The sequence below is a fragment of the Pelagibacterium sp. genome, assembly GCF_965249125.1.
Taxonomy (GTDB): domain Bacteria; phylum Pseudomonadota; class Alphaproteobacteria; order Rhizobiales; family Devosiaceae; genus Pelagibacterium.
On sequence record NZ_OZ252217.1, the window covers coordinates 1,340,713 to 1,364,565 of the forward strand.

The 23,853-nt window shown below is 58.7% G+C and carries 19 protein-coding genes and 1 tRNA gene; 15 read left to right on the plus strand and 5 right to left on the minus strand.

Annotated elements, in window-relative coordinates:
• From ACP148_RS06660 to acs, 4 genes are read left to right on the plus strand one after another with little or no spacing between them, the layout of a single operon-like run.
• Nucleotides 1-1,152 carry a branched-chain amino acid ABC transporter permease gene (locus ACP148_RS06660; protein WP_421950177.1) on the plus strand — a complete coding sequence of 384 codons (1,152 nt, stop codon included), beginning with the start codon at nucleotides 1-3 and terminating at the stop codon, nucleotides 1,150-1,152.
• A 10-nt stretch (nucleotides 1,153-1,162) separates the two neighbouring features.
• Nucleotides 1,163-1,930, plus strand: a complete 768-nt coding sequence (locus ACP148_RS06665) for an ABC transporter ATP-binding protein (RefSeq protein ID WP_421950178.1) — start codon at nucleotides 1,163-1,165, stop codon at nucleotides 1,928-1,930.
• On the plus strand, nucleotides 1,930-2,685 hold the full coding sequence (locus ACP148_RS06670; protein WP_421950179.1) for an ABC transporter ATP-binding protein: 756 nt from the start codon (nucleotides 1,930-1,932) through the stop codon (nucleotides 2,683-2,685). The genes ACP148_RS06665 and ACP148_RS06670 overlap by 1 nt, the downstream gene beginning before the upstream one ends.
• 10 nt (nucleotides 2,686-2,695) lie before the next feature.
• On the plus strand, nucleotides 2,696-4,624 hold the full coding sequence (gene acs / locus ACP148_RS06675) for an acetate--CoA ligase (RefSeq protein WP_421950180.1): 1,929 nt from the start codon (nucleotides 2,696-2,698) through the stop codon (nucleotides 4,622-4,624).
• 78 nt (nucleotides 4,625-4,702) lie between these two features.
• On the opposite strand, the gene ACP148_RS06680 is transcribed toward acs, so the two are convergent.
• The 5 genes from ACP148_RS06680 to ACP148_RS06700 all read right to left on the minus strand — a co-directional run bounded on the left by ACP148_RS06680 (nucleotide 4,703) and on the right by ACP148_RS06700 (nucleotide 11,630).
• A complete protein-coding gene (locus tag ACP148_RS06680) occupies nucleotides 4,703-6,742 on the minus strand; it encodes a TRAP transporter permease (RefSeq protein WP_421950181.1) in 2,040 nt (679 codons plus the stop codon).
• The gene (locus ACP148_RS06685; protein ID WP_421950182.1) at nucleotides 6,736-7,206 is read right to left on the minus strand and encodes a DUF1850 domain-containing protein; all 471 of its coding nucleotides are present in this window, start codon (nucleotides 7,204-7,206) and stop codon (nucleotides 6,736-6,738) included. Before ACP148_RS06685 ends, ACP148_RS06680 begins: the two co-directional genes overlap by 7 nt.
• 34 nt (nucleotides 7,207-7,240) lie before the next feature.
• Nucleotides 7,241-8,203 (minus strand): TAXI family TRAP transporter solute-binding subunit, encoded by a 963-nt coding sequence (locus ACP148_RS06690; protein ID WP_421950183.1) that lies wholly within the window; start codon nucleotides 8,201-8,203, stop codon nucleotides 7,241-7,243.
• Nucleotides 8,204-8,443: 240 nt separating this feature from the next.
• Entirely contained in the window at nucleotides 8,444-9,805 is a 1,362-nt protein-coding gene (locus tag ACP148_RS06695) for a sigma-54-dependent transcriptional regulator (protein ID WP_421950184.1), read from the minus strand.
• Complete coding sequence (locus ACP148_RS06700; protein WP_421950185.1) at nucleotides 9,798-11,630, minus strand: ATP-binding protein; 1,833 nt, start codon at nucleotides 11,628-11,630, stop codon at nucleotides 9,798-9,800. The genes ACP148_RS06695 and ACP148_RS06700 overlap by 8 nt, the downstream gene beginning before the upstream one ends.
• Before the next feature lie 216 nt (nucleotides 11,631-11,846).
• Between ACP148_RS06700 and ACP148_RS06705 the strand changes: the two genes are divergently transcribed.
• The 11 genes from ACP148_RS06705 (at nucleotide 11,847) to rpoB (ending at nucleotide 23,776) form a co-directional block, all read left to right on the plus strand.
• Entirely contained in the window at nucleotides 11,847-12,821 is a 975-nt protein-coding gene (locus ACP148_RS06705) for a class 1 fructose-bisphosphatase (RefSeq protein WP_425033300.1), read from the plus strand.
• A 172-nt stretch (nucleotides 12,822-12,993) separates the two neighbouring features.
• Nucleotides 12,994-14,214: a TadE/TadG family type IV pilus assembly protein gene (locus tag ACP148_RS06710; RefSeq protein WP_421950187.1), complete on the plus strand. Its 1,221-nt coding sequence runs from the start codon at nucleotides 12,994-12,996 to the stop codon at nucleotides 14,212-14,214.
• A gap of 145 nt (nucleotides 14,215-14,359) precedes the next feature.
• Complete coding sequence (gene tuf / locus ACP148_RS06715) at nucleotides 14,360-15,550, plus strand: elongation factor Tu (RefSeq protein ID WP_014130838.1); 1,191 nt, start codon at nucleotides 14,360-14,362, stop codon at nucleotides 15,548-15,550.
• A 118-nt stretch (nucleotides 15,551-15,668) separates the two neighbouring features.
• Nucleotides 15,669-15,744, plus strand: a tRNA-Trp gene (locus ACP148_RS06720).
• 227 nt (nucleotides 15,745-15,971) lie between these two features.
• Complete coding sequence (gene secE / locus ACP148_RS06725; protein ID WP_421950188.1) at nucleotides 15,972-16,166, plus strand: preprotein translocase subunit SecE; 195 nt, start codon at nucleotides 15,972-15,974, stop codon at nucleotides 16,164-16,166.
• 35 nt (nucleotides 16,167-16,201) lie between these two features.
• Entirely contained in the window at nucleotides 16,202-16,732 is a 531-nt protein-coding gene (gene nusG, locus ACP148_RS06730; RefSeq protein ID WP_014130851.1) for a transcription termination/antitermination protein NusG, read from the plus strand.
• A 127-nt stretch (nucleotides 16,733-16,859) separates the two neighbouring features.
• Nucleotides 16,860-17,288 carry a 50S ribosomal protein L11 gene (gene rplK / locus ACP148_RS06735; RefSeq protein ID WP_014130850.1) on the plus strand — a complete coding sequence of 143 codons (429 nt, stop codon included), beginning with the start codon at nucleotides 16,860-16,862 and terminating at the stop codon, nucleotides 17,286-17,288.
• A 6-nt stretch (nucleotides 17,289-17,294) separates the two neighbouring features.
• A complete protein-coding gene (gene rplA / locus ACP148_RS06740; RefSeq protein WP_421950189.1) occupies nucleotides 17,295-17,987 on the plus strand; it encodes a 50S ribosomal protein L1 in 693 nt (230 codons plus the stop codon).
• Between the two features lie 332 nt (nucleotides 17,988-18,319).
• Nucleotides 18,320-18,835 (plus strand): 50S ribosomal protein L10, encoded by a 516-nt coding sequence (rplJ, locus tag ACP148_RS06745; RefSeq protein ID WP_264227485.1) that lies wholly within the window; start codon nucleotides 18,320-18,322, stop codon nucleotides 18,833-18,835.
• A gap of 59 nt (nucleotides 18,836-18,894) precedes the next feature.
• Nucleotides 18,895-19,272 carry a 50S ribosomal protein L7/L12 gene (gene rplL, locus ACP148_RS06750; RefSeq protein ID WP_309160988.1) on the plus strand — a complete coding sequence of 126 codons (378 nt, stop codon included), beginning with the start codon at nucleotides 18,895-18,897 and terminating at the stop codon, nucleotides 19,270-19,272.
• A 361-nt stretch (nucleotides 19,273-19,633) separates the two neighbouring features.
• Nucleotides 19,634-23,776, plus strand: a complete 4,143-nt coding sequence (gene rpoB / locus ACP148_RS06755) for a DNA-directed RNA polymerase subunit beta (RefSeq protein ID WP_425033304.1) — start codon at nucleotides 19,634-19,636, stop codon at nucleotides 23,774-23,776.
• Nucleotides 23,777-23,853 lie beyond the last annotated feature (77 nt).

Consider the following 23,853-nt stretch of genomic DNA (forward strand, 5'->3'; position numbering starts at 1 on the left):
ATGGATTTTCTTCGACTTCCCAAAAACGAGTACATTACCCTTGCGGTCTTCTCACTGGTGGTTCTCACCATGCCGATCTGGCTCCAGCCACTGGGAGCGGCCTATCCCGGGCTCATGCAGCAATTCACGATCTTTGCGATCTTTGCCGTCGGCTTCAACATTCTGTTCGGCCTGACCGGCTATCTCAGCTTTGGCCACGCAGCCTTTCTCGGTGTCGGTTCCTATACCGCCGTATGGTCGTTCAAGCTGTTGTCGATGGATGCCATTCCGGCACTCATATTCGCTATTGTTATGGCGGGCATCTTCGCGCTGGTCATCGGGTTCGTATCGCTGCGCCGCTCGGGCATCTATTTTTCGATCCTGACCCTGGCCTTCGCCCAGATGAGCTACAACCTCGCCTATTCGGTGCTCACGCCCATCACCAACGGTGAAACGGCTCTGCAACTGGCGGGCTCTGATCCTCGCGTGCTCGATAGTCTATTCGCCGTTGGAACGTCCGCGGTCATCCCTTCGCCGAGCCTTCTGGGCAACACGCTTGGGGGCATGGGGGGCTTTTATCTCTGTGCGATAATTCTGCTGGTGGTGTTCTTCATTGCCCAGAAAATATTCACCTCGCCCTTCGGCATGATGCTTCGCGCAGTCAAATCCAACCAGACGCGCCTGTCCTATACGGGTGTGAACACGCGCCCCTACACGCTGGCCGCCTTCGTCATTTCCGGCATGTATGCCGGTCTGGCCGGTGGTCTGCTCGCGGTAACCGATCCGCTGGCCGGTGCCGAGCGTATGCAATGGACGGCCTCGGGCGAAGTGGTTTTGATGACCATTCTCGGAGGCGTTGGTACCCTGATCGGTCCGGTCATCGGGGCATGGCTGATCAAATTCATGGAAAACATCTTCTCGGCCTACAACGATCGCATCCTCCAGTTCTATTTCGACTGGATGCCCGACGGAATTCAGGATTTCGCCGTCACGGTGGCGTCGAAATTCGTGGGGGAGGGCTGGAAACTGACCGAGGGACTGGTGTTCGTCCTGGTGGTCGTTTTCCTTCCGGGCGGCATCATGGAGGGCGTCCGGCGTATTCGATCGATGGTCGGCAATCGCCACAAGCGCGAAGAGAGATCGTCCAAACTCAGCACATCGGCAGCGGAATAGGAGATTGGTCATGGAAACCAACAAGAACGTTGTTCTGCATGTCGCTGATGTGCACAAGAATTTCGGCGGACTGCTTGCTCTTGCCGACATCGACCTCCAGGTCGAGGAGGGCAAGACACATGCAATCATCGGCCCGAACGGGGCGGGCAAGTCGACTCTGCTCAATGTCATCATCGGACGTATTCCGCCCACGAGCGGCGCCGTAGTGTTCGACGGCACCGTGCTGACCGGCAAGCGGCCCCATGAAATCAACCAGTTGGGCGTCAGTCGTGTTTTCCAGACACCGGAGATCTTCTCCGATCTTTCGGTGCTCCAGAACGTCATGACGCCTGCGTTCGCCCGACGTGACGGTGCGTTCAAGATCAATCTGGCCAGGCCGTTCGAGCGAGAAACTGCTCTGCGCGAGGAAGCCGAAGCGATGCTTGAAGACGTCGGGTTGGTAGATCGGCGCGGAGCCCATGCCGGCTCCCTGTCGCGCGGCGACAAACGCCGACTGGAACTGGCAATGTGCCTCATCCAGAAGCCCCGTCTATTGTTGCTGGACGAACCGACGGCGGGGATGAGCCGGCATGACACCAACACCACGATCGAACTGCTCAAAAAGATCAAGAGCCGCGGGATGACCAAGGTAATCATCGAGCACGATATGCATGTGGTTTTTTCACTTGCTGACAAGATTTCCGTTTTGGCTGGCGGGCGGATCATTGCCGAAGGCTTGCCCGAGGATGTCCGTGGCGACCCGCGTGTTCAGGAAGCTTATCTGGGAGGAGCGCATTGATGAACGCCGTGTCGACAAACATGCAGCCGGAAACGGCAGCTCAAGCCGATCTACCTTTTCTCTCGGTCAAGGATGTCCACGCCTATTACGGCGAGAGCTACATTGTCCAAGGGGTTAGCTTTGATGTGCCGCATGGCAAGATTCTCGCATTATTGGGGCGCAACGGCGCGGGCAAAACTTCAACCCTGCGCACCATTGCGCGGCTCGATAATCCCAGCCTGCATCAGGGTGAAATCTGGCTCGACGGACAACCTGTGCATGGCATGAGAGCCTTCGAAGCGGCTCGCTCCGGTATCCAGTTGGTTCCGGAGGATCGCCGCATCATTCAGGGATTGTCGGTCGAGGAAAATCTGGCTCTCGCGCAGGTGGCGGCGGGCACAGGATGGGATCTCGACCGCATTTACGGGCATTTCCCCCGGCTTGCCGAACGCCGGCGGCAAGAGGGCACGACGCTCTCGGGGGGCGAGCAACAGATGCTCGCCATTGCTCGGGCGCTGGCCAGGGATCTCAAGCTCTTGTTGCTCGATGAACCCTATGAAGGGCTCGCGCCGGTCATCGTCCAGGAAATCGAAACCATCCTGCACGAGATCAAGGAACTGGGCATCACCACCATTATCGTCGAGCAAAACGCGGTTGCGGCACTCAAACTGGCTGATCGAGCCGTTATCCTCGACACCGGGGAGGTGGCGTTCGCAGGGACAGCTCGTGAAGTGCTCGACAATGCCGGATTGCGGCAAGAATACCTCGCCATTTAGGAGGATGGACATGAACAGCCAGACCCCGATGGCACGCCATACACGGCTCACGCCGGAGAGTTTTGAGGAGAAATATTGGACCTCTCTGGCCAGCCCTGAGGCATTTTGGGCGGAGCATGGGAAACGGCTCGACTGGATCGAGCCCTATGCCAAGGTCAAGAATACGACGTTTGCCTATCCCGATGTTTCGATCAAATGGTTTGAAGACGGGGTTCTCAACGTCTCGGCCAACTGCATAGACCGGCACCTTGCGACCAACGGCGACAAGACGGCGTTGATATGGGAACCCGATAATCCGCAAGATAGAGCTCAGCACATCAGTTTCCGGCAACTGCATGACGAAGTCTGCCGATTTGCCAATGTGCTCAAGGATATGGGCGTCAAGAAGGGCGATCGGGTCACGATCTACCTGCCTATGATACCAGCGGCCGCCTATGCGATGCTGGCCTGTACCCGCATCGGGGCGCCTCATTCGGTGGTTTTTGCCGGCTTCTCGCCGGATGCTCTTGCTGGACGGATCAACGACGCGGATTCAAGCGTTGTCGTAACGGCCGACGAAGGACGGCGCGGCGGAAAGACTGTTCCGCTCAAGGCCAATGTCGACAAGGCATTGGACGACTGCCCGGGTGTTTCCAAGGTTCTGGTGGTGGAAAACACTGGCGGCTCAATCGCAATGAAGAGTGGCCGAGACGTCTGGTGGCATGAAGCGGTGTCGGGCGTAGAGCCGTTCTGTGCTCCCGAACCGATGAATGCCGAGGACCCGCTGTTTATCCTTTACACCTCTGGTTCGACGGGCAAACCCAAGGGAGTGTTGCACACGACTGGCGGGTATCTGGTATGGGCCTCGCTGACCCATGAAATGATCTTCGATCCGCGACCTGATGATGTCTATTGGTGCTCGGCAGACGTGGGCTGGGTGACAGGGCACAGCTACATTGTCTACGGGCCGTTGGCCAATGGCGTTACCTCATTGATGTTTGAAGGCGTGCCCAACTGGCCCGACCCGTCGCGGTTCTGGCAGGTGGTCGACAGGCACGGGGTCAATATTTTCTATACAGCCCCCACGGCCATTCGTGCGCTCATGGGGGCCGGCGTCGAACACGTCGAAAAGGCCGATCTTTCATCGTTGCGGCTTATCGGGACGGTAGGCGAGCCGATCAATCCGGAGGCCTGGCAGTGGTATCACAAGAACGTTGGCAGGGGCCGCTGCGAGATCGTGGATACGTGGTGGCAGACCGAAACCGGTGCATCAATGATAATGCCGCTGCCTGGCGTCATCCCGACCAAACCAGGGTCTGCGACAAAGCCGTTTTTCGGCGTCGACCCGCTTGTGCTGACGCCTGAGGGTCAGGTGATTGAAGAGACAAGGGCGGAAGGGGTTCTGGCCATAGCCGATAGCTGGCCGGGGCAAGCGCGGACCATTTGGGGCGACCACGCCCGCTTCGTCGAAACGTATTTCTCGACTTACAAAGGATTCTATTTCACGGGCGATGGCGTCCGACGCGACGAGGACGGTTATTACTGGATCACGGGTCGGGTCGATGACGTGCTGAACGTGTCGGGCCACCGTTTGGGCACGGCCGAGATCGAGAGTGCGTTGGTTGCGCATCCGAAAATCTCAGAAGCCGCGGTGGTCGGCTATCCCCACGAGATCAAGGGCCAGGGCATCTACTGCTATGTGACGCTCATGGCTGGAGAAAAAGACAGCGAGGATCTCAGGGGCGAACTGCGCAATTGGGTTCGCAAGGACATCGGGCCGATCGCTTCGCCCGATTGCATCCAGTTTGCGCCAGGACTTCCCAAGACTCGGTCAGGCAAGATCATGCGCCGCATTCTGCGCAAGATTGCCGAAAACGACTTCGGAGCACTGGGCGATACGTCAACGCTTGCCGATCCTGCCGTTGTCGACAACCTCATAGACAATCGCCTGAACCGATAGAAGACACTCGCCGTTGCATGGACATGCGGCGGTTGTTTTCGAAGGTAGAGCAAAGCCCCGGCTGCAGCCGGGGCTTTTTCACGCGGGCAGGGGATTGGCCCGGTCGTTCCGCCAGGCCAGCCAGGCATTGTGTCCCAGGATTGCAATGCTGCCCAGAAACCCGGCGATCTCGGCTGCCGGATAGGGAGACAGGCACCCAATGCCGCCGAGGCAGAGGAGCACCCTCAAAATGAGGTGCATCCGCGCCTGGAAGAACCCTTCAAGCACTGCGACAAATGCCACCGTGCCCACGAGTGCCAGGGCGCCATTCCAGAGGACGATGGGTAGTGGTCCACCAACGATGATTTCGGGGTTGAACACCATGAACATGGGGATGATGTAGAGGCCTTTTGCAAACTTCCAGGCCTGAACGCTCGTCTCCATGGGCCCGCTTCGCGCTATTGCTGCCGCTGCAAAGCCAGCCAGCGCGACCGGCGGTGTTACATTGGAATCCTGAGAATACCAGAACACCACAAGATGCACGATCAGCAGTGGAATGCCGAACTCCTGATTGAGAGCGGGCCCTACCAGGATTATGATCACGATATAGGCGGCGGTGACCGGCAGACCGAAGCCGAGGATCAGGCTGGCGATGAGCACGAGCAAGAGAGCGAGCAACACATATCCGCCCGAGAAGGCGAGCATCATCGATGTGAACTTCAGGCCCAGCCCGGTAAGGCCGATGATCCCCACTATGATGCCGCCGATGGCGCAGGCGATCGTCACCGTCAAAGCGTTGCGCGCACCGACCTCGCAGGCTTCGACCAGCTTCAGGCCACCAAGCCTGAGCGCCTCGCCAATCGAGGGTCGTTTGGCTCCTTCCTCGCGTGGCGCGGAGCGCAGCCAGTCGTAACTTCCCTTGAGGACCGCCACGATCAGGACCGAAATAACGGCCCAGAAGCCGACACGCATCGGCGAGATGCCGAGGACCAGCAGGTACATCAGGATCGCGAGCGGCACCATGAAGTGCCAACCGTTTTTCATCACCTCGCGCACTGAGGGCAACTCGCTCGGCGACATGCCCTTCATGTTCTGCTTGATGGCGATGATGTGAACGAAAAGATAGACCGTCAGAAAATAAAGGAAGGCCGGAAAAATCGAAACGAGCACGATGTGGAGGTAGGGGACGCCCGTGTACTCGGCAATCAGGAACGCACCCGCGCCCATCAGGGGCGGCGTTATCTGTCCGCCCGTCGAAGCTGCGGCCTCGATGCCGCCGGCCTGAGCCGGCTTGTACCCGAGCCGTTTCATAAGGGGGATGGTGAAAGGGCCGGTCGTAACCACATTGGCAATTGTCGAACCCGAGATCGACCCCATGGCCGTCGATGCGACGACCGCTGCCTTGGCCGGGCCGCCCCGGCGGCGCCCAGTCGCGGCGTAGGCAAGCTCGATGAAGAAATGGCCGGCCCCGGTGACTTCGAGCACGGCACCGAACAGCACGAAAATGAAGACGTAGGTTGCAGCGACGCCAAGCGGGAGTCCGAAAATCCCTTCCTGTCCGAGATAGAGCTGTGCTGCCAGGCGATCGATGGGATAGCCCCGGTGACTGAGAATTCCGGGCATTATGTCGCCCAGCCACGGTAAGGGGCCGTTTGGTCCTGCCATGGCGTAGAGGATGAAGATGATGCCGATGATGGTAATGCCCTTGCCCACCACGCGCCGGCTCGCTTCAAGCAGGGTGATAACCGCGATTACGCCCACCGTAACGTCCGTGGAACTCCAAAACCCGGCCCGGTCGATAATATCGTTGAGAAAAACCGCTATGTAAAAGCCCGACACGATTGCCAGCGCAAAAAACACCGTGTCGATTAATGCTCCTACAGGGCCTTGCTTGCGGTTGGGGCCGGCGACAGGAAACACCAGAAAGGCGATCATCAGGATAAAGCCCAGATGAATCGATCGCTGATAGAAAAGGCCAAGCGGGTTGATACCCGCCGTATAGAGCTGAAACAGCACCAAAGCGACCGACAGAATTATCACCGACAGGCGGATGGGCCATGGACGCTCCACCAAGGCGCCAACCGAAGGCGGAACCTCCGGCGCCAGCGGACCTTTGTGCCGGAAGATTGATTTCAGCATGAATTTTCTCCCTGGTGTCCTGCGTCATTCAGGACAATGCGCACGGCCTCTCGTGGCGCTATGGCAGACAGGTTCTCGTCGCGTTGGTTAAAAACGATCCTGTGATCGACGCCGGGCGCTCCAACCCTCAGCCGCAGGCAATTGGCGGGCACGGGCTCGTTGATATCTTCGATCCAGTAACCGCCTTCCGGTGCTGAAATCATCGTACCTCTGCCCGGAATATGGCCGAGACCCGCTGCAAAATCAGGTTGATGAGACCGCTCGAGTACCATTTGCCCTTCGCTCGCGACAAAACAGTCGCGAACGAGGAAATGTTGAACCGAATGATTCCAGAAAATGCACCATCGCGAGCCATCAGCGACCGGCTCCTGAAAAATGGTTTCCCCATCTTCCCGGAAAACTTCGAGCACCATCGCATCCGGTTCGCCCGATAGCGCAGCGGCTGAAAGGGCCAGGGCAAGCACTATGCTCGCCCCGCCCATCACCTTGGACCCGCCCTTAGGGACGAGCATTTTCGGGAATGTCCGCTCCGACTTCTTCGTAATAGCGAATCGCCCCGGGATGCAGAGGGATCGGGGTAGCGCCCAGAGCGAATTCGACCGTGGTATCGTTGGCCGCAGGGTGGATCGCCCGCAGATAGTCGACCTGTTCGTGCAGCAGCTTGGTCACCTGATAAGCCAGTTCCTCGTCCATGCCGGCGCTGACCACGAGTGCGTTGGGGATGCCGACGGTGGGTGTTTCTGTGTCGACGCCTTCATAGCTATTTGCGGGAAGAACATAGTTGGCAAAGATCGGCTCGACCTCCTTGGCTGCGGCGATTTCTTCTTCGCTGAGCGGAATCAGGCGAATTGCGCGGGCCACGGCCAGCGACATGATCGAAGAAGTCGGAGGACCGACGCTCCAGATGCCGGCATCGATATCGCCGTCGCGTAAGGCGTCTGCCGTTTCGTTGAAGTTCAGGCGTTGGGCAGCGGCAAGATCTTCGTAGGTAATGCCGTTGGCATTGAGGATGGCCTGGGCATTGAGTTCGGTACCCGAGCCGGGTGCGCCAACGGAAACCCGCTTCCCGGCGAGATCGGCCAGGCCCTGGATGTCGGAATCTGCCGGAACAACGATCTGCACTGCGTTGGGATAGAGTGCCCCCAATGACAGGATATCGACCTGGCGGCCATCAAATGCGCCGGTACCAGTATAGGCCTGGGCGACAGTGTCGCCGAGTGCGATGGCAAAATCTGCCGCGCCCTGATGAACCAGCGCCATGTTTTCCACGGACGCGCCGGTAACTTCGGCGACCGCGCTATAGCCTTCGAGATTTTCAGTAATCAGCTCGGCCAGACCGCCGCCGATCGGGTAGTAGGCACCACCGGTCCCGCCGGTCGCGATGGAAAGTTGCTGTTGGGCGAACGCGGGAGCGCTCACCGCCAGCACGCCGATTACGGCGCAGGCTGTCAGAAGTTTCATTGTTTCCTCCCATTTGCAGTCCCTCACAGGGCTGCATGGTTCCTCTCAAGCGCCGGGCTCCCGGTCGCTACGCCCGCCACGCTTCGTCTGCATGGCCGGTGATATGTTCATTGCAATCGCTGTGCCAACAGCGAGATCACAAGTTCGACTTGATAAAATCCTTTCATTGCAGGTTGTTAGCGATTTGAGTAAATATTTGGACTCAGCGTTATCGGCAAAATATTGCCGATAGTCCGCGACTTATTGCCTATATTGATCGTCAGCTTCGCGCCTCCGGATGCCGAGCCGGGTCATTTTTTCGTTGAGGGTCCTCCGGGGCACGCCGAGCTTTTCCATAACTTCGCTGATGCGGCCGCCGCTGTCGGCCAAAGCGCGCTCGATGATCCGGCGCTCAAAGGTCTCAAGCTGCTGGGCGAGGGGCATGATATCCGCAAGGTCGCTGGGGCGGGCGATGCCCGTCGTCGCAAAACTGCTAAGACCCAGAGCATGCCGTTCAGCCACGTTTCGCAACTCACGTACATTTCCAGGCCAGTCGTGCCGTATCAGTGCATCGAGCGTGGCTCCTTTGAGCGGACGTGGTTCACGATTGTGGCTGCGCGCGGCTTCGCCGGCGAAATACTCGAAGAGAAGCGGGATATCGTCGCGGCGATCACGCAAGGGTGGGATCGTGAGTTCGACCACCGAGAGGCGGAAATAGAGATCTGAGCGGAAGGCTCCTGAGTTGCTTTCGGCCTTCAGATCGCGCTTCGTTGCGGCGATGGTGCGGAAATCGACGGGAATTGAGCTGTTGGATCCAAGGCGTTCGATGACGCGCTCCTGCAGTGCTCTCAACAACTTGGCCTGCATCGTTAAAGGCATCGATTCAACTTCATCGAGCAGGAGCGTGCCTCCGCTGGCGTGTTCAATCTTGCCGATCCTGCGTCCGGCAGCGCCGGTAAAGGCGCCGGCTTCGTGCCCGAACATTTCCGTTTCCACCATCGTATCGGGAATGGCGGAACAGTTGACGGCAACATAATTGCCGGTCGAGCGGCGCCCCAATTCGTGCAGGCATCGCGCTATCAGATCCTTGCCCGATCCGGTTTCGCCATAGAGCACTACGCTGACGTCGGTTGCGGCGATCTCTGAAACGGCTTCACGAAGGCGCTCGATCCCGCGCGAGGTGCCGAGAATTCGAGTGCGCAAGGCGTCATCCGGTGTAGCTGCGGCCAGATACCGGTTTTCCAGTACAAGGCGACGTTTCTCGGTTGCGCGGCGGACCGTCTGCGCCAGACGTTCGGGATCGAAGGGTTTTTCGATGAAATCGTAAGCGCCGATCCGCATCGCCTCGACTGCACTTTCGATGTCGCCCTGACCGGTCATGAGGATCACAGGTATATCGGGATCGATTTCCAGGATGCGCCGCAACAGTTCCATCCCGTCCATGGATGGCATGCGCAAGTCCGTAAGAACGATCCCGTTAAGGCCCACCGATATATGCTCGAGGGCCGATTGGCCCGATGCGAAGCTGGTGGTGTCATGGCCGGCGACACCAAGCCATTGCTGCACGGCGTGGCGCATGGGCTCTTCGTCATCGACAAAAATGACGGTCTGCCGTTCAGCCATTTTCTGCTTCCTCACTTTGAAATGGGGACGGTGCCTCGTCCACGGCAACAAGTTCTACGGTCAGAATCGCACCACCATCCGGGTGGTTCACGGCCCTGAGCGAACCGCCGAACTCGCGAATGATTTCATAGGATATCGTCAATCCCAGCCCCAAACCCGCTCCGGAAGGTTTGGTGGTAACGAAGGGATCAAACAGCGTTTCAAGAATGGCCGGGTCGAAGCCGGGGCCGTTGTCCCTTACCTCAATGAAGGCGCGCCCGTTCGCGTTACCTACGGCGATTTCGACGGCCGGTTGAGGTGTTTCTTGCACCGCGTCGATGGCGTTGCGAACGAGATTGATGACCACCTGTTCGAGCCGCACATCGTTGCCCAAAGTGAGAACGGGAACAATGGATCTCTTTATCGTGATGGCCTCTGCCTGCAGTTGAACGTCGACGAGATCGAGAGCCTTCTGGACGGCGCGATCCACCGAGATTACTTCGGCCGGCCCCATGCCTTCCTTGCGTGCGAACGATTTGAGGTGCGAGGTGATCCGCCCCATGCGAAGCGCGAGATTGTCCACCTTTTCGAGATTGTCGAGAACCGCCCCCGGATCGCCCAAGGGTACGAAGACCCGCGTGGTGGCGATGTAAGTGCGCATTGCGGTAAGGGGCTGATTGATCTCGTGCGCGATGGCAGCGGACATCTGTCCAAGCGCGGCCAGCTTTCCCGCTTGTATCAGATCGTTCTGGGCGCTGCGCAGTTCGCGTTCGGTCCGCCGTCGCTCCTCTACCTCAATGTGGAGGGTGTCGTTGACTTCGCGCAACGCGCTGGTGCGCTCCGCAACGCGTTGTTCGAGATCGGCTCTGGCGGCCCGTTCCACGGCCAAGCTGCGTTGACGCTGGGCGAAATAGAACAGTATGGCGATCACCAATGCCGAGCCTGTTGCCCCGATCATCGTGCCGTCCCGTCTTGCGTCGGCGACGCTGGAGAGGTCGGTGAGCCGATTTACCGTCCAGCCTAACTCCGGGATATGGACCGTCTGGCGCAAAAAACTGCCATTGTCCGGAAGGCCCTCGGCCCACACCTGATTTCCATCGGGCGAGTGCTCGTCCATCCGCAGTTGTTCGATTTCGGTCCCGGCATATTGCTGGGTGCTCTGGATGCGGGTAATCGCCATCTCGTCGACTGCGGCCAGTGAGCGATATTTCCATTCGGAACGGCTGGCGAGAAAAATGATGTCGTTTTCATCAGTTACCATGATGTGCTCGGCCGCCCGCGCCCAGGTCGTTTCGAGGTCGTCGAACTCGATCTTGGCCACGGTGACGCCGGTTGGCTGGGTAGCGCCGACCGCCCGGGCAATGAAATAGCCGGCTCTTCCCGTGGTAACGCCGATGCCGAAATATGTGCCTTGGCCGACTGCAATGGCTTGTGTGAAATAGGATCGGAAGCCGTAATACTGGCCGACGAAGCTTCCTTCGGTATTCCAGTTGCTGGCCGCCAGTGTGTGACCGTCAGGGTTCATGACATAGAGGGCGGCCGGGCTGCCCGATGCTTCGATCGTCTCTAGCTTGCGATTTAGCGCATCGATTCCATTGAGATCGCTTGGGTCGTCAAGCACGGCCTGCACATCTGGATCGAGCGCGAGTACCAATGGAAAATGGGCGTTTTGCGCGATTGTATCGCTGATCGTCTGGGCGACGAGTTCAGCCCTGGTCTCGCCTGTGGAGCGGGCGGCGTTGAGCGCCGATTGCTCCCAGACGACGCGGGCTATCATAGCACTGGTAATGACCACCAGCGCTGCCAGCGCGATCTGTAAATATTGGCGCAGCCTGTCTTTCCTCATCCCATTCAAAGGTTAGCGATGGCAGAACCTCCTGCCTAGCCCTTAAACCGCTCGGGCCAGCGAATACCGAGCGATCAGGCTCAAGGAAAAGGCGCAGGTCGCAAGAACGCCGAGCCCGGGACCCTTCGGGTTGCGGTGGTTTAGGACTTTGGTTGGTCTGGACGCTCACAGTCGTGCAGCATAAGCAGGACTGGAAACCCCATTCGGAGATAGCAAGTGGCGCGCAAAACTCTTGAAACCTGGATCGCTGAAAGCAGGTTCGACAGAGCCATCGGAGAAATTTTCGGGGTGGTCGCCGACTGCGCTATCGAGATTTCAGTTGCGCTGCGCGTCGCCTCTACGGCGGGGGACATCGGGGCGGCTCAGGCAATAAATGTTCAAGGGGAGGTGCAGAAAAAACTCGACGTTGTCGCCAACGACATTTTTCTGGCCCGGGGTGCGGCCAGCGGGGTTCTGGCTGCTATGGTGTCGGAGGAATTGGACGACATAGAATTGGTGGAGGGGGCCGCAAATGCGCGCCACGCGCTGGTTTTCGATCCGCTCGACGGTTCATCCAATCTCGAAATCAATGGCGCTGTGGGTTCCATCTTTTCCGTGCTCGACCTGGGCAAGAGTTCAGGGATCACGACGGCGGACATATTGCAGCCGGGAAAAAAGCAGGTTGCGGCCGGATATGCGCTTTACGGCCCGGCCACGCTGCTCGTGCTCACGACGGGGCAGGGGGTGACCGTGTTCAGCCTCGACGAGGCCAATGCCGAATTCGTCATGATTCGGGACAAGGTGGAAATTCCGGCCGAGGCGGCAGAATTCGCCATCAATGCGTCTCGGCAGACGCGTTGGTATCCGCCTACGCGGGCGTTCATCGATGCTTGTCTTGCTGGAAAGGCCGGCCCGTTCGGCAAGACCTACAACATGCGTTGGTGCGCAGCTATGGTCGCAGATCTGCACCGCATCCTGTGCCGGGGTGGAGTTTTTCTCTATCCCGAGGATGAGGATACCAAGGGTAAGGGAGGGCGCTTGCGCTTGCTCTATGAGGCCAACCCCATGAGCATGATTGTCGAAGCGGCCGGCGGCGCCTCGACCACCGGCACTCAACGTCTTCTCGATATTGAGCCATCGAGCCTGCATCAGCGCATCGGCATCATCATCGGTTCGCGCGGCGAGGTCGAGCGCGCGAAATCCTGCTATTGATGCTGCAATACCTGCTTAACGCCCGGTAAACCCTTTCAGACAGTTTTGCCGAAACTGCGTAAGTTTACTGAAAATCCATTCCGATATTGTGTGATCGATACAAAGCCGGCGCTGCCGGTCGCAATCATGCGGTTTATTGGGCGCCAGAAGCGCCGGAGATGGGCAAACGGGCATGGGACGCAGTTTGTGGGACTTGGTCCGGCGCGAGGATGGCGTCGTCGCCGTGATTTTCGCCGTAATGGCCATACCGTTCATCGCAATGGCCGGATGGGCCGTGGATTACGTGCGGTTGCAGCACGTACAGGAAAAGCTTCAGATCGAAGCAGATTCCGCGGCTCTCAACGCTCTGATTGAGGATGTGGACTGGGAAGTTGTTCATGATGCCGCGATGGCGGAGATTGCGCGGAACTATAATGGAAGCTGGGCTCGGGAAGTCCAGGTTGAAGGCGAGTGGCTCAATCAGTATGATTTTCGGGTGACAGCTTCAGCGGATGTTCCGCTTGCGTTCATCAAGCTGCTTCCTGGGATTGGTGATGTTCAACGGGTTTCGGTTGCCGCCGTTGCGCAAGTAGAGAGGCCCGACCTGAAATGGGTGGCGCCCGAATTTAGCGAACTGAGCTACGAGGCGGCCGACTTCAATCGGCTTTGGCTCTATTGCTACTGGATAGATCGGCCGGAAGGCGATCCAAGCCAGCCAAAACGCACCCAGATGGTGCCTATCGCGGACAATGGTGGTTCGAGCGCCAACCGTGACCTGCGATTTGTTCCCGATCCTGGCGATCCCGCCGATCCCGATAATCCAATTGTCGATCCGTGGCTAAGGGACGAATACGCAAGGCGAACGGCGTTGTTGGGCCCACCCGGCCTAGACACTTCTGAACAAGGTGTCTGGAGGCAAATCTCTGGAGGCAGCGGCGCAGAAAGACGATACACGTACCTGATGCCGCAATGTCCGCAGGGATCGTTTCTTTCCATTCGTCTGGAAAATGTCAGGAACTCGCGGACATCGCCGCAGCGTTGGGATGCCGGTGGCTCACGCTATAATTATTATACGGAAAGCGAATGGATACCCGGCAGTCCTGAGAAATATCATGGGCTGGAGGCGCCTTCTGGGCAGAAGGTTACGATTCTAGAGACCATCTTGTGCGATACGCTGGAGGAGTGCCGCAGGACACCGGCGCAAGGTGGAAAAATACCGCCGAACAATAGCACCAATCGTACGCCGCAGCAGGCGACGGAGGAATGCGGCGAAGACAAGTTCATGTATTACGGCTGGGAAGATCGGCCGCCGGAGATCGCCGGCTCTGACCGCGATTATGATGATATTCGCATTGTGATGGCTTGTCCTGAGCAGGTTTCCTCCGGCGAACGCAATGCACGACTTCTCAGTTAGGCGGTCGACTTTGGGAGCCAGCCTGGCGATGGCATGAACTGTCTTTGTTCGGACTCAGGCGCGGATAACAAAAACCACTTGTCTCTCAGCGTCCAACCGGGTAAACGCCCCCGCAGTTCTAACTCTTGATTAACGGTTGTGAGCAATGGGCAAGGAAAAATTTGCGCGTAACAAGCCGCACTGCAACATCGGCACGATTGGTCACGTTGACCATGGCAAGACGTCGTTGACAGCAGCGATCACGAAGGTTCTTGCGGAGACTGGGGGTGCGACGTTTTCTGCGTACGACCAGATCGACAAGGCGCCTGAAGAAAAGGCGCGCGGGATCACCATTTCGACGGCGCACGTCGAATACGAGACCGAAAAGCGTCACTACGCGCATGTCGACTGCCCTGGCCACGCCGACTATGTGAAGAACATGATCACCGGTGCGGCGCAGATGGACGGCGCGATTCTCGTGGTTTCGGCTGCCGACGGCCCGATGCCGCAGACCCGCGAGCACATCCTGCTCGCCCGCCAGGTCGGCGTGCCGGCGCTTGTCGTGTTCCTGAACAAGGTCGACCAGGTCGACGACGAAGAGCTTCTCGAGCTCGTCGAACTCGAAGTGCGTGAGCTTCTCTCGTCCTACGAATTCCCCGGTGACGACATTCCGATCACCAAGGGTTCGGCGCTGATGGCGCTTGAAGACAAGCGTCCGGAAATCGGCCATGACGCTGTTCTCGAGCTGATGAAGACCGTTGACGACTACATCCCGCAGCCCGAGCGTCCGAAGGACCAGCCGTTCCTGATGCCGGTCGAGGACGTGTTCTCGATCTCTGGCCGTGGCACTGTTGTGACCGGTCGCGTCGAGCGCGGCATCGTCAAGGTTGGCGAGGAAGTCGAGATCGTTGGCATCAAGCCGACTTTGAAGACGACCGTGACCGGCGTTGAAATGTTCCGCAAGCTGCTCGATTCGGGTGAAGCCGGCGACAACATCGGCGCTCTGATCCGTGGTATCGACCGTACGCAGGTCGAGCGCGGTCAGGTTCTGTGCAAGCCCGGTTCGGTGACCCCGCACACCAAGTTCGTTGCCGAAGCCTACATCCTGACCAAGGAAGAGGGTGGCCGTCATACGCCGTTCTTCACCAACTACCGCCCGCAGTTCTACTTCCGGACGACGGACGTGACCGGTGTTGTGACGCTGAACGAAGGCACCGAGATGGTTATGCCTGGCGACAATGTGGAAATGAACGTGGAACTGATCGTTCCGATCGCGATGGAAGAAAAGCTGCGCTTTGCCATCCGTGAAGGCGGCCGCACCGTCGGCGCCGGCGTCGTCTCCAAAATCGTCGCTTAACGGCCTCGATCTCACTTGATTTTTAAGGGCGGCCCTCGGGTCGCCCTTTCTTTTTGTCTTGTGATTGCAACAGGCTCTTGCGCTGGAAAACCAACTCGACTAGACCATGGCTCGGCATAGGGGTGTAGCTCAGTTGGTAGAGCATCGGTCTCCAAAACCGAGGGCCGTGGGTTCGAGTCCCTCCGCCCCTGCCAGTTCTCCTTTGTGGGATATCGCGCATGACGCCCGTTGTGGACACGGCGCTCACGCCCAATAGACACGGCTTGAGAGCGGGTCTGCGGCGACCAAAAAAGATGGTCGCAAGGTCTTGCCTTGAAGCGCTCCAGAGACTAAATAGGCCCTTCTTGGCCGTGCGATGCGACTCGCGCGGCAATTGCTTATGGACTTAAGCCCCAGATTAACACCAGGTATCGAGCGGTATATGGCCCGGACTAATCCCTTTACGTTTTTTCAGCAGGTGCGTTCGGAGGTCAGTAAGGTCGTCTGGCCGACCCGGAACGAGACGCTGATCTCGACTGCGATGGTTCTGGTCATGGTGATCTTTGCGAGCCTGTTCTTTCTGGCCGCCGACCAGATCATCCAGTTCTTTGTCGGGTTAATACTGTCCATTCGCTAAGGCGAAGCGGCGGGATCAGGAGCGAAAAAAGCAGTATGGCCAAGCGTTGGTACATTGTTCAGGCGTATTCGAACTTCGAGCGCAAGGTTGCAGAGGACATCAGGCAGAAGGTTGTCTCAAACGGTCTCGATCATCTGTTCGATGACGTTCTTGTGCCGACCGAGAAGGTCACCGAGGTACGGCGCGGCCGCAAGGTCGATGCCGAACGCAAGTTTTTTCCCGGCTATGTGCTGGTCAAGATGGAGCTGACCGACGAGACGTTCCATCTCATCAAGAATACCCCGAAGGTCACCGGGTTCCTTGGCGCGGACAACAAGCCGCAGCCGATCTCGGAGCGTGAGGCGATGAGTATCCTGCAGCAGGTGCAGGAAGGCGTTGATCGTCCCAAGCCTTCTGTCTCTTTCGAGGTTGGCGAGAACGTGCGGGTTTCCGACGGTCCGTTTGCGAGCTTTTCGGGTGTTGTCGAGGAAGTCGACGAAGAGCGCGCGCGCCTCAAGGTCGAAGTTTCGATTTTCGGTCGGCCCACGCCGGTTGAGCTGGAATACGGTCAGGTCGAAAAGGTCTGATCGCTCAAGCTCCGGCAACGGGGCGAATGATGTGTGGGAGAGGGCGATGGTCGCCATCCATCGGTCAAACCTCGGACCACGCCGTCACCAAATGGCCGCTTTGGCGGCCTATTGAAAGGAACGCAGTATGGCAAAGAAGATTATCGGTTATATCAAGTTGCAGGTGCCTGCGGGCTCCGCGACTCCGTCGCCCCCGATCGGCCCGGCCCTGGGCCAGCGCGGTCTGAACATCATGGAATTCTGCAAGGCCTTCAATGCGGCTACGCAGGAGATGGAAAAGAACGCGCCGATCCCGGTCGTGATCACCGCTTTTGCGGACAAGAGCTTCACCTTCGAAATGAAGCTGCCTCCGGTCACCTACTTCATCAAGAAGGCGATCAACCTCAAGTCGGGCTCCAAGCGCCCGGGTCACGATAGCGCCGGCACCCTGTCTCAGGCTCAACTGCGCGATATCGCGGAAAAGAAGATGAAGGATCTCAACGCGGATACCGTTGAGGCCGCAATGAGCATGGTTGCCGGGTCCGCCCGCTCCATGGGCCTTCAGGTTGAGGGGTAATCTGACATGACCAAGATCGCAAAGCGCACCAAGCAGGTTCGTGACGGTATCGACCGCAAGAAGCTCTATGGCGTCGACGAGGCCATCAAGATGGTCAAGGAACGCGCCACGGCAAAGTTCGACGAGACCGTTGAAGTTGCAATGAATCTGGGTGTTGATCCGCGCCACGCCGACCAGATGGTTCGCGGCGTCGTCAACCTGCCCAACGGCACGGGCAAGACCGTTCGCGTCGCCGTGTTCGCCAAGGATGCCAAGGCCGAAGAGGCCAAGAAGGCCGGTGCCGATATCGTTGGTGCTGACGACCTCGCCGAGGAAATCCAGAAGGGCAACATCAATTTCGATCGCTGCATTGCGACCCCGGACATGATGCCGCTCGTTGGTCGTCTCGGCAAAATTCTGGGCCCGCGCAATTTGATGCCGAACCCCAAGGTCGGCACCGTGACCCCCGATGTCGCCGGAGCCGTCAAGGCTGCCAAGGGCGGCGCCGTGGAGTTCCGTGTCGAAAAAGCCGGTATCATTCACGCCGGTGTTGGCAAGGCTTCGTTCACGGAAGCTCAGCTCGTTGAAAACATCAAGGCGCTCACTGACGCTGTTTCCAAGGCAAAGCCCGCTGGCGCCAAGGGAACCTACGTCAAGCGCGTCGCCGTTTCCTCGACCATGGGCGCTGGCGTCCATGTCGATCCCGCGTCGGTCCTTTAAGGACCCGCGAAAACTTGATTTCGGGCGGTTCCGGCCGCCCGGGATGCCCAAAGGGACCAAAAGTTCCTTTGGGTAAAGTCCTGTCCGAGACTGTGTGGTGATGGCGGCTTGCCATCCTAATTGCCGGGGGCTCCCGGTGGCCACCAATAGATGGGGTGATGACCGGACGAGATTTCGCAGAAATGCGCTCGTTTTGGTTTGAACCGAACTGGCTTTAGGGGTCCGCCCCTTTGACCGGTTTACAGGCACTGCACCGTTGTCCCGATATTGGGACAGCTTATTGCAACGGGTTCGATCCATGTGGGATCGGGCCTAACTCGTGGAGAGTAGCAGTGGATAGAGCGGAAAAAGCTGAGGTCGTCTCCTCGCTCCAGCAGGCATTTGCCGGCTCGGGCGCGGTCGTCGTCGCTCACTATGCCGGTCTGTCGGTGTCTGACTTCGAAAAGCTGCGTGTGCAGATGAAGCAGGCCGGTGGACAGGTTAAGGTCGCAAAGAACCGCCTTGCCAAGCTCGCTCTTAAAGAAACCGAAACCGCGGATATCTCGGGCCTTCTTACCGGCCCGACGGTTCTTGCCTATTCGGAAGATCCCATCACGGCACCTCGTATTGCCAAGAAGTTCGCCGACACGAATTCCAAGTTCGTGATCCTCGGCGGCGCCATGGGTTCAACCGAGCTCGACGCCGACGGCGTCAAGGCTCTTGCCGATCTGCCTTCGCTGGACGAACTGCGCGCCAAGCTCGCCGGTCTGCTCACGCAGCCTGCAGCTCAGATCGCACGTCTGGCCAAGGAACCGGGCGCTTCTGTCGCCCGCGTTATCTCCGCTTATTCGGAAAAGGGCGCTGCATAAGGCGGCGCGACCATCCACGGTTCAAACTGAAACCAAGTTGAAAAGAAAAGGCTGATCAAATGGCTGATCTTGCAAAGCTCGTAGACGATTTGTCTGCACTGACCGTCCTGGAAGCTTCCGAGCTCTCCAAGATGCTCGAAGAAAAGTGGGGCGTTTCCGCCGCCGCTCCTGTTGCCGTTGCTGCTGCTGGTGGCGCCGCCGCCGGTGCTGCTCCGGCTGAAGAAAAGGACGAGTTCGACGTCGTTCTGACTTCGGCTGGCGATCAGAAGATCAACGTCATCAAGGAAGTCCGTGGCATCACCGGCCTCGGCCTGAAGGAAGCCAAAGACCTCGTCGAAGGCGCTCCCAAGGCCGTTAAGGAAGGTGTCAACAAGGCGGAAGCCGAAGACATCAAGGCAAAGCTCGAAGCAGCTGGTGCCAAGGTCGAACTCAAGTAGTTCAACCAAACTTTTCGGGATGGCCCACGGGCCATCCCGTTTCCCGCCTCCTGCTTAGCGGAGCGCGGACGCCGCCTTGAGTACCAGGGCAGGGCGGAAGTTGCGGAATACGGCGGATATTCGGTCCAGGCCACCACGGGCCGGATGAGGCCGCCAGACAAGACATAACGTCATAAAGGGCACCTGTTCAAAGAACCGACGGCTGATTGTCGATTCTTTGAACAGCTGCCTCCGAGACATTCCAGAGCATTTTCGCGTTTCTTAGAACCGCTCCATGCTCATGATGTTGTTCACGCGTTGCCGAACCGCAAAAGTGCATTCCACTTTTGCTGGCAACGCTCAGACGAGAGGAAACGGGTACATGGCTACCACGTTCAACGGGCGCCGCAAGGTGCGCAAGTCCTTTGGGTCAATTCGTGAAGTCACGGAGATGCCGAACCTGATCGAGGTGCAAAAGGCATCTTACGATCAGTTCCTGATGGTCGACGAGCCCGAAGGCGGGCGGGGCGATGAAGGCCTCCAGTCGGTCTTCCGGTCGGTCTTCCCGATCACCGATTTTTCCAACACCGCGTCTCTCGAATTCGTTCGTTTCGAATTCGAGCAGCCCAAGTATGACGTCGAAGAATGCCGCCAGCGCGACATGACCTTTGCCGCGCCGCTCAAGGTGACGCTGCGGCTGATCGTGTTCGAGGTCGACGAAGACACCGGCGCCCGCTCGGTCAAGGACATCAAGGAGCAGGACGTCTATATGGGCGACATGCCCTTCATGACGTCGAACGGCACGTTCATCGTCAACGGTACTGAACGCGTCATCGTTTCCCAGATGCATCGTTCGCCCGGCGTGTTCTTTGATCACGACAAGGGCAAGACCCATTCGTCGGGCAAGCTGTTGTTTGCCGCGCGCATCATTCCCTATCGCGGTTCCTGGCTCGATATCGAATTCGACGCCAAGGATATCGTCTATGCGCGTATCGATCGTCGCCGCAAGATCCCGGTGACCTCGCTGCTCAAGGCCCTGGGCCTCGACGCGGAAGAGATTCTCGACACCTATTACGACGTCCAGACCTACACCAAGAGTGACAAAGGCTGGAACAAGCCGTTCGACGCCGAGAAGATGAAGGGCACCAAGCCCGTTTACGATCTTATCGATGCCAAAACCGGCAACGTGGTTCACGAGGGTGGAACCCGTCTGACGGCGCGCGCCGCAAAAAAGATCGTCGAATCCGGTGTGACCCATTTGCTGGCCACGGACGAAGACCTCTTCGGGATGTACCTGGCCCGCGATATCGTCGATCTTTCCAACGGTGAGATTTTCGCCGAGGCCGGTGACGAGATCGATGAGAAGGTTCTCGCCACTCTGGTCGATAAGGGCTTCGATGAGCTGCCGATCCTTGATATCGATCACGTCAACGTCGGCGCCTATATCCGCAACACGCTGGCAGTGGACAAGAACGAAAGCCGCGAAGACGCGCTGTTCGACATCTATCGCGTGATGCGTCCGGGCGAGCCCCCCACCATCGACACCGCCGAAGCGATGTTCAATTCGCTGTTCTTTGACAGCGAGCGCTACGACCTGTCGGCAGTCGGTCGCGTGAAGATGAACATGCGTCTCGACCTCGATGCGCCCGACACCATGCGCGTTCTGCGCAAGGAAGACATCGTCGCTGTCGTTCGCACCCTGGTCGAACTGCGTGACGGCAAGGGCGATATCGACGACATCGACAACCTCGGCAACCGCCGCGTGCGGTCGGTCGGCGAATTGATGGAAAACCATTATCGCCTCGGCCTTCTGCGCATGGAACGTGCCATCAAGGAGCGCATGAGCTCGGTCGAGATCGACACGGTGATGCCGCAGGACCTGATCAACGCCAAGCCGGCTGCGGCTGCGGTGCGTGAGTTCTTCGGTTCGTCCCAGCTTTCCCAGTTCATGGATCAGACCAACCCGCTTTCGGAAATCACCCACAAGCGCCGTCTTTCTGCGCTTGGGCCGGGCGGTCTGACGCGCGAGCGCGCCGGCTTTGAAGTTCGCGACGTTCACGTGACCCACTATGGCCGTATCTGCCCGATCGAAACGCCGGAAGGCCCGAACATCGGCCTGATCAACTCGCTGGCCACCTTCGCGCGCGTCAACAAGTACGGATTTATCGAAACCCCGTACCGCAAGGTCGTGGATGGCAAGGTGACCGATGAGGTCGTTTATCTCTCGGCGATGGAAGAAGCCAAGCACCACGTTGCCCAGGCTAACGCCACGCTGAGCGACAAGGGTGAGTTCATCAACGAACTCGTCGTGGCCCGTCACGCCGGCGAGCCTTCGCTCACCCCGCGTGAAATGGTCGACCTGATGGACGTTTCGCCCAAGCAGGTCGTCTCTGTTGCCGCTTCGCTCATTCCGTTCCTGGAAAACGACGACGCCAACCGCGCTCTGATGGGCTCGAACATGCAGCGTCAGGCCGTGCCGCTGCTGCGTGCCGAAGCTCCGTTCGTGGGCACGGGCATGGAATCGGTTGTCGCGCGCGACTCGGGCGCTGCGATTGGCGCCCTGCGCACCGGTATCGTCGATCAGGTCGATGCGACCCGCATCGTTATCCGCGCGACCGAAGAAAACGATGCGTCGAAGTCGGGCGTCGACATCTACAACCTGATGAAGTTCCAGCGTTCGAACCAGTCGACCTGCATCAACCAGCGCCCGCTGGTGGTTGTCGGCGATCATGTTCAGGCCGGCGACATCATCGCCGACGGTCCTTCGACCGAACTGGGTGATCTGGCCTTGGGCCGCAACGTGCTCGTCGCGTTCATGCCCTGGAATGGCTACAACTTCGAAGATTCGATCCTGCTTTCCGAAAAGATCGTTCAGGACGACGTCTTCACCTCGATCCACATCGAGGAATATGAAGTGATGGCCCGCGACACCAAGCTCGGACCGGAAGAAATCACTCGCGATATTCCCAACGTTTCGGAAGAAGCGCTGAAAAATCTCGACGAGGCCGGTATCGTTCACATCGGTGCCGAAGTGCAGGCTGGCGATATTCTGGTGGGCAAGATCACGCCCAAGGGTGAAAGCCCGATGACACCGGAAGAAAAGCTGCTGCGCGCCATCTTCGGCGAAAAGGCATCGGACGTCCGCGATACGTCGCTGCGTATCCCTCCCGGGGATGGTGGCATCGTCGTGGAAGTGCGCGTGTTCAACCGTCACGGCATCGACAAGGATGAGCGTGCCATGGCGATCGAGCGTGAGGAAATCGAACGCCTCGCCAAGGACCGTGACGACGAACAGTCGATCCTGGACCGTAACGTCTATGCGCGTCTGAAAGAGATGCTGTTCGGCAAGGCCGCCACGACCGGGCCCAAGGGCTACGTCGCGGGCACCAAGCTCAACGACTCGATCTTTGAGGGTCATGCACGGTCCAAGTGGTGGCAGTTCGCCGTCGAGGACGACAAGCTGATGAGCGAGATCGAATCGCTTCAAGGCCAGTACGACGAAAGCCGTCGTCTGCTCGAGCAGCGCTTCATCGACAAGGTCGATAAGCTCCAGCGCGGCGACGAGCTTCCGCCGGGCGTGATGAAGATGGTCAAGGTGTTCGTCGCGACCAAGCGCAAAGTGCAGTCGGGCGACAAGATGGCCGGCCGTCACGGCAACAAGGGCGTTATCTCGCGCATCATGCCGGTCGAGGACATGCCGTTCCTCGAAGACGGTACGCATGTCGACATCGTGCTCAATCCGCTGGGTGTGCCTTCGCGCATGAATGTGGGGCAGATTCTCGAGACGCACCTTGGCTGGGCGGCTCGTGGCATGGGCCGCAAGATTGACGCGATGATGGAAGCCTATCGTCAGTCCAAGGACGTTGCGCCGCTCAAGAAGGAAATCAGCGGGCTTTACGAGGGCGACGACTATGTCGGCGATCTCGACGATGACGGCATCGTCCGTCTGGGCCAGCAACTTTCCAAGGGCGTTTCCATTGCGACCCCGGTGTTCGACGGGGCCAAGGAAGCCGATATCGTCACCATGCTCGAAAGGGCGGGGCTCGACGGTTCGGGGCAATCGACGCTCTATGACGGCCGTACCGGTGAAGAGTTCGATCGCAAGGTGACGGTGGGCTACATCTACATGCTCAAGCTGCACCACCTTGTTGACGACAAGATCCACGCCCGTTCGATCGGCCCATACAGCCTGGTTACCCAGCAGCCACTCGGTGGCAAGGCCCAGTTCGGCGGACAGCGGTTCGGCGAGATGGAGGTATGGGCGCTCGAAGCTTACGGCGCTGCTTACACCTTGCAGGAAATGCTCACCGTCAAGTCGGACGACGTTGCCGGTCGGACCAAGGTTTACGAAGCCATCGTGCGTGGCGACGACACCTTCGAAGCGGGAATTCCCGAGAGCTTTAACGTTCTCGTCAAGGAAATCCGCTCGCTCGGCCTCAACGTCGAATTGACCGACATCGAAGCGGACAATGACGAGGCCGGTGGCGACCCCGAACTCGCACCTCCTGCGGACGCGGCGGAATAATCCGCCGCATCCATTTGTTTTGGTCGCGTTTTCAAACCGAAAAAGTGGGACCACTTTTTCTGAAAACGCTCCAGACT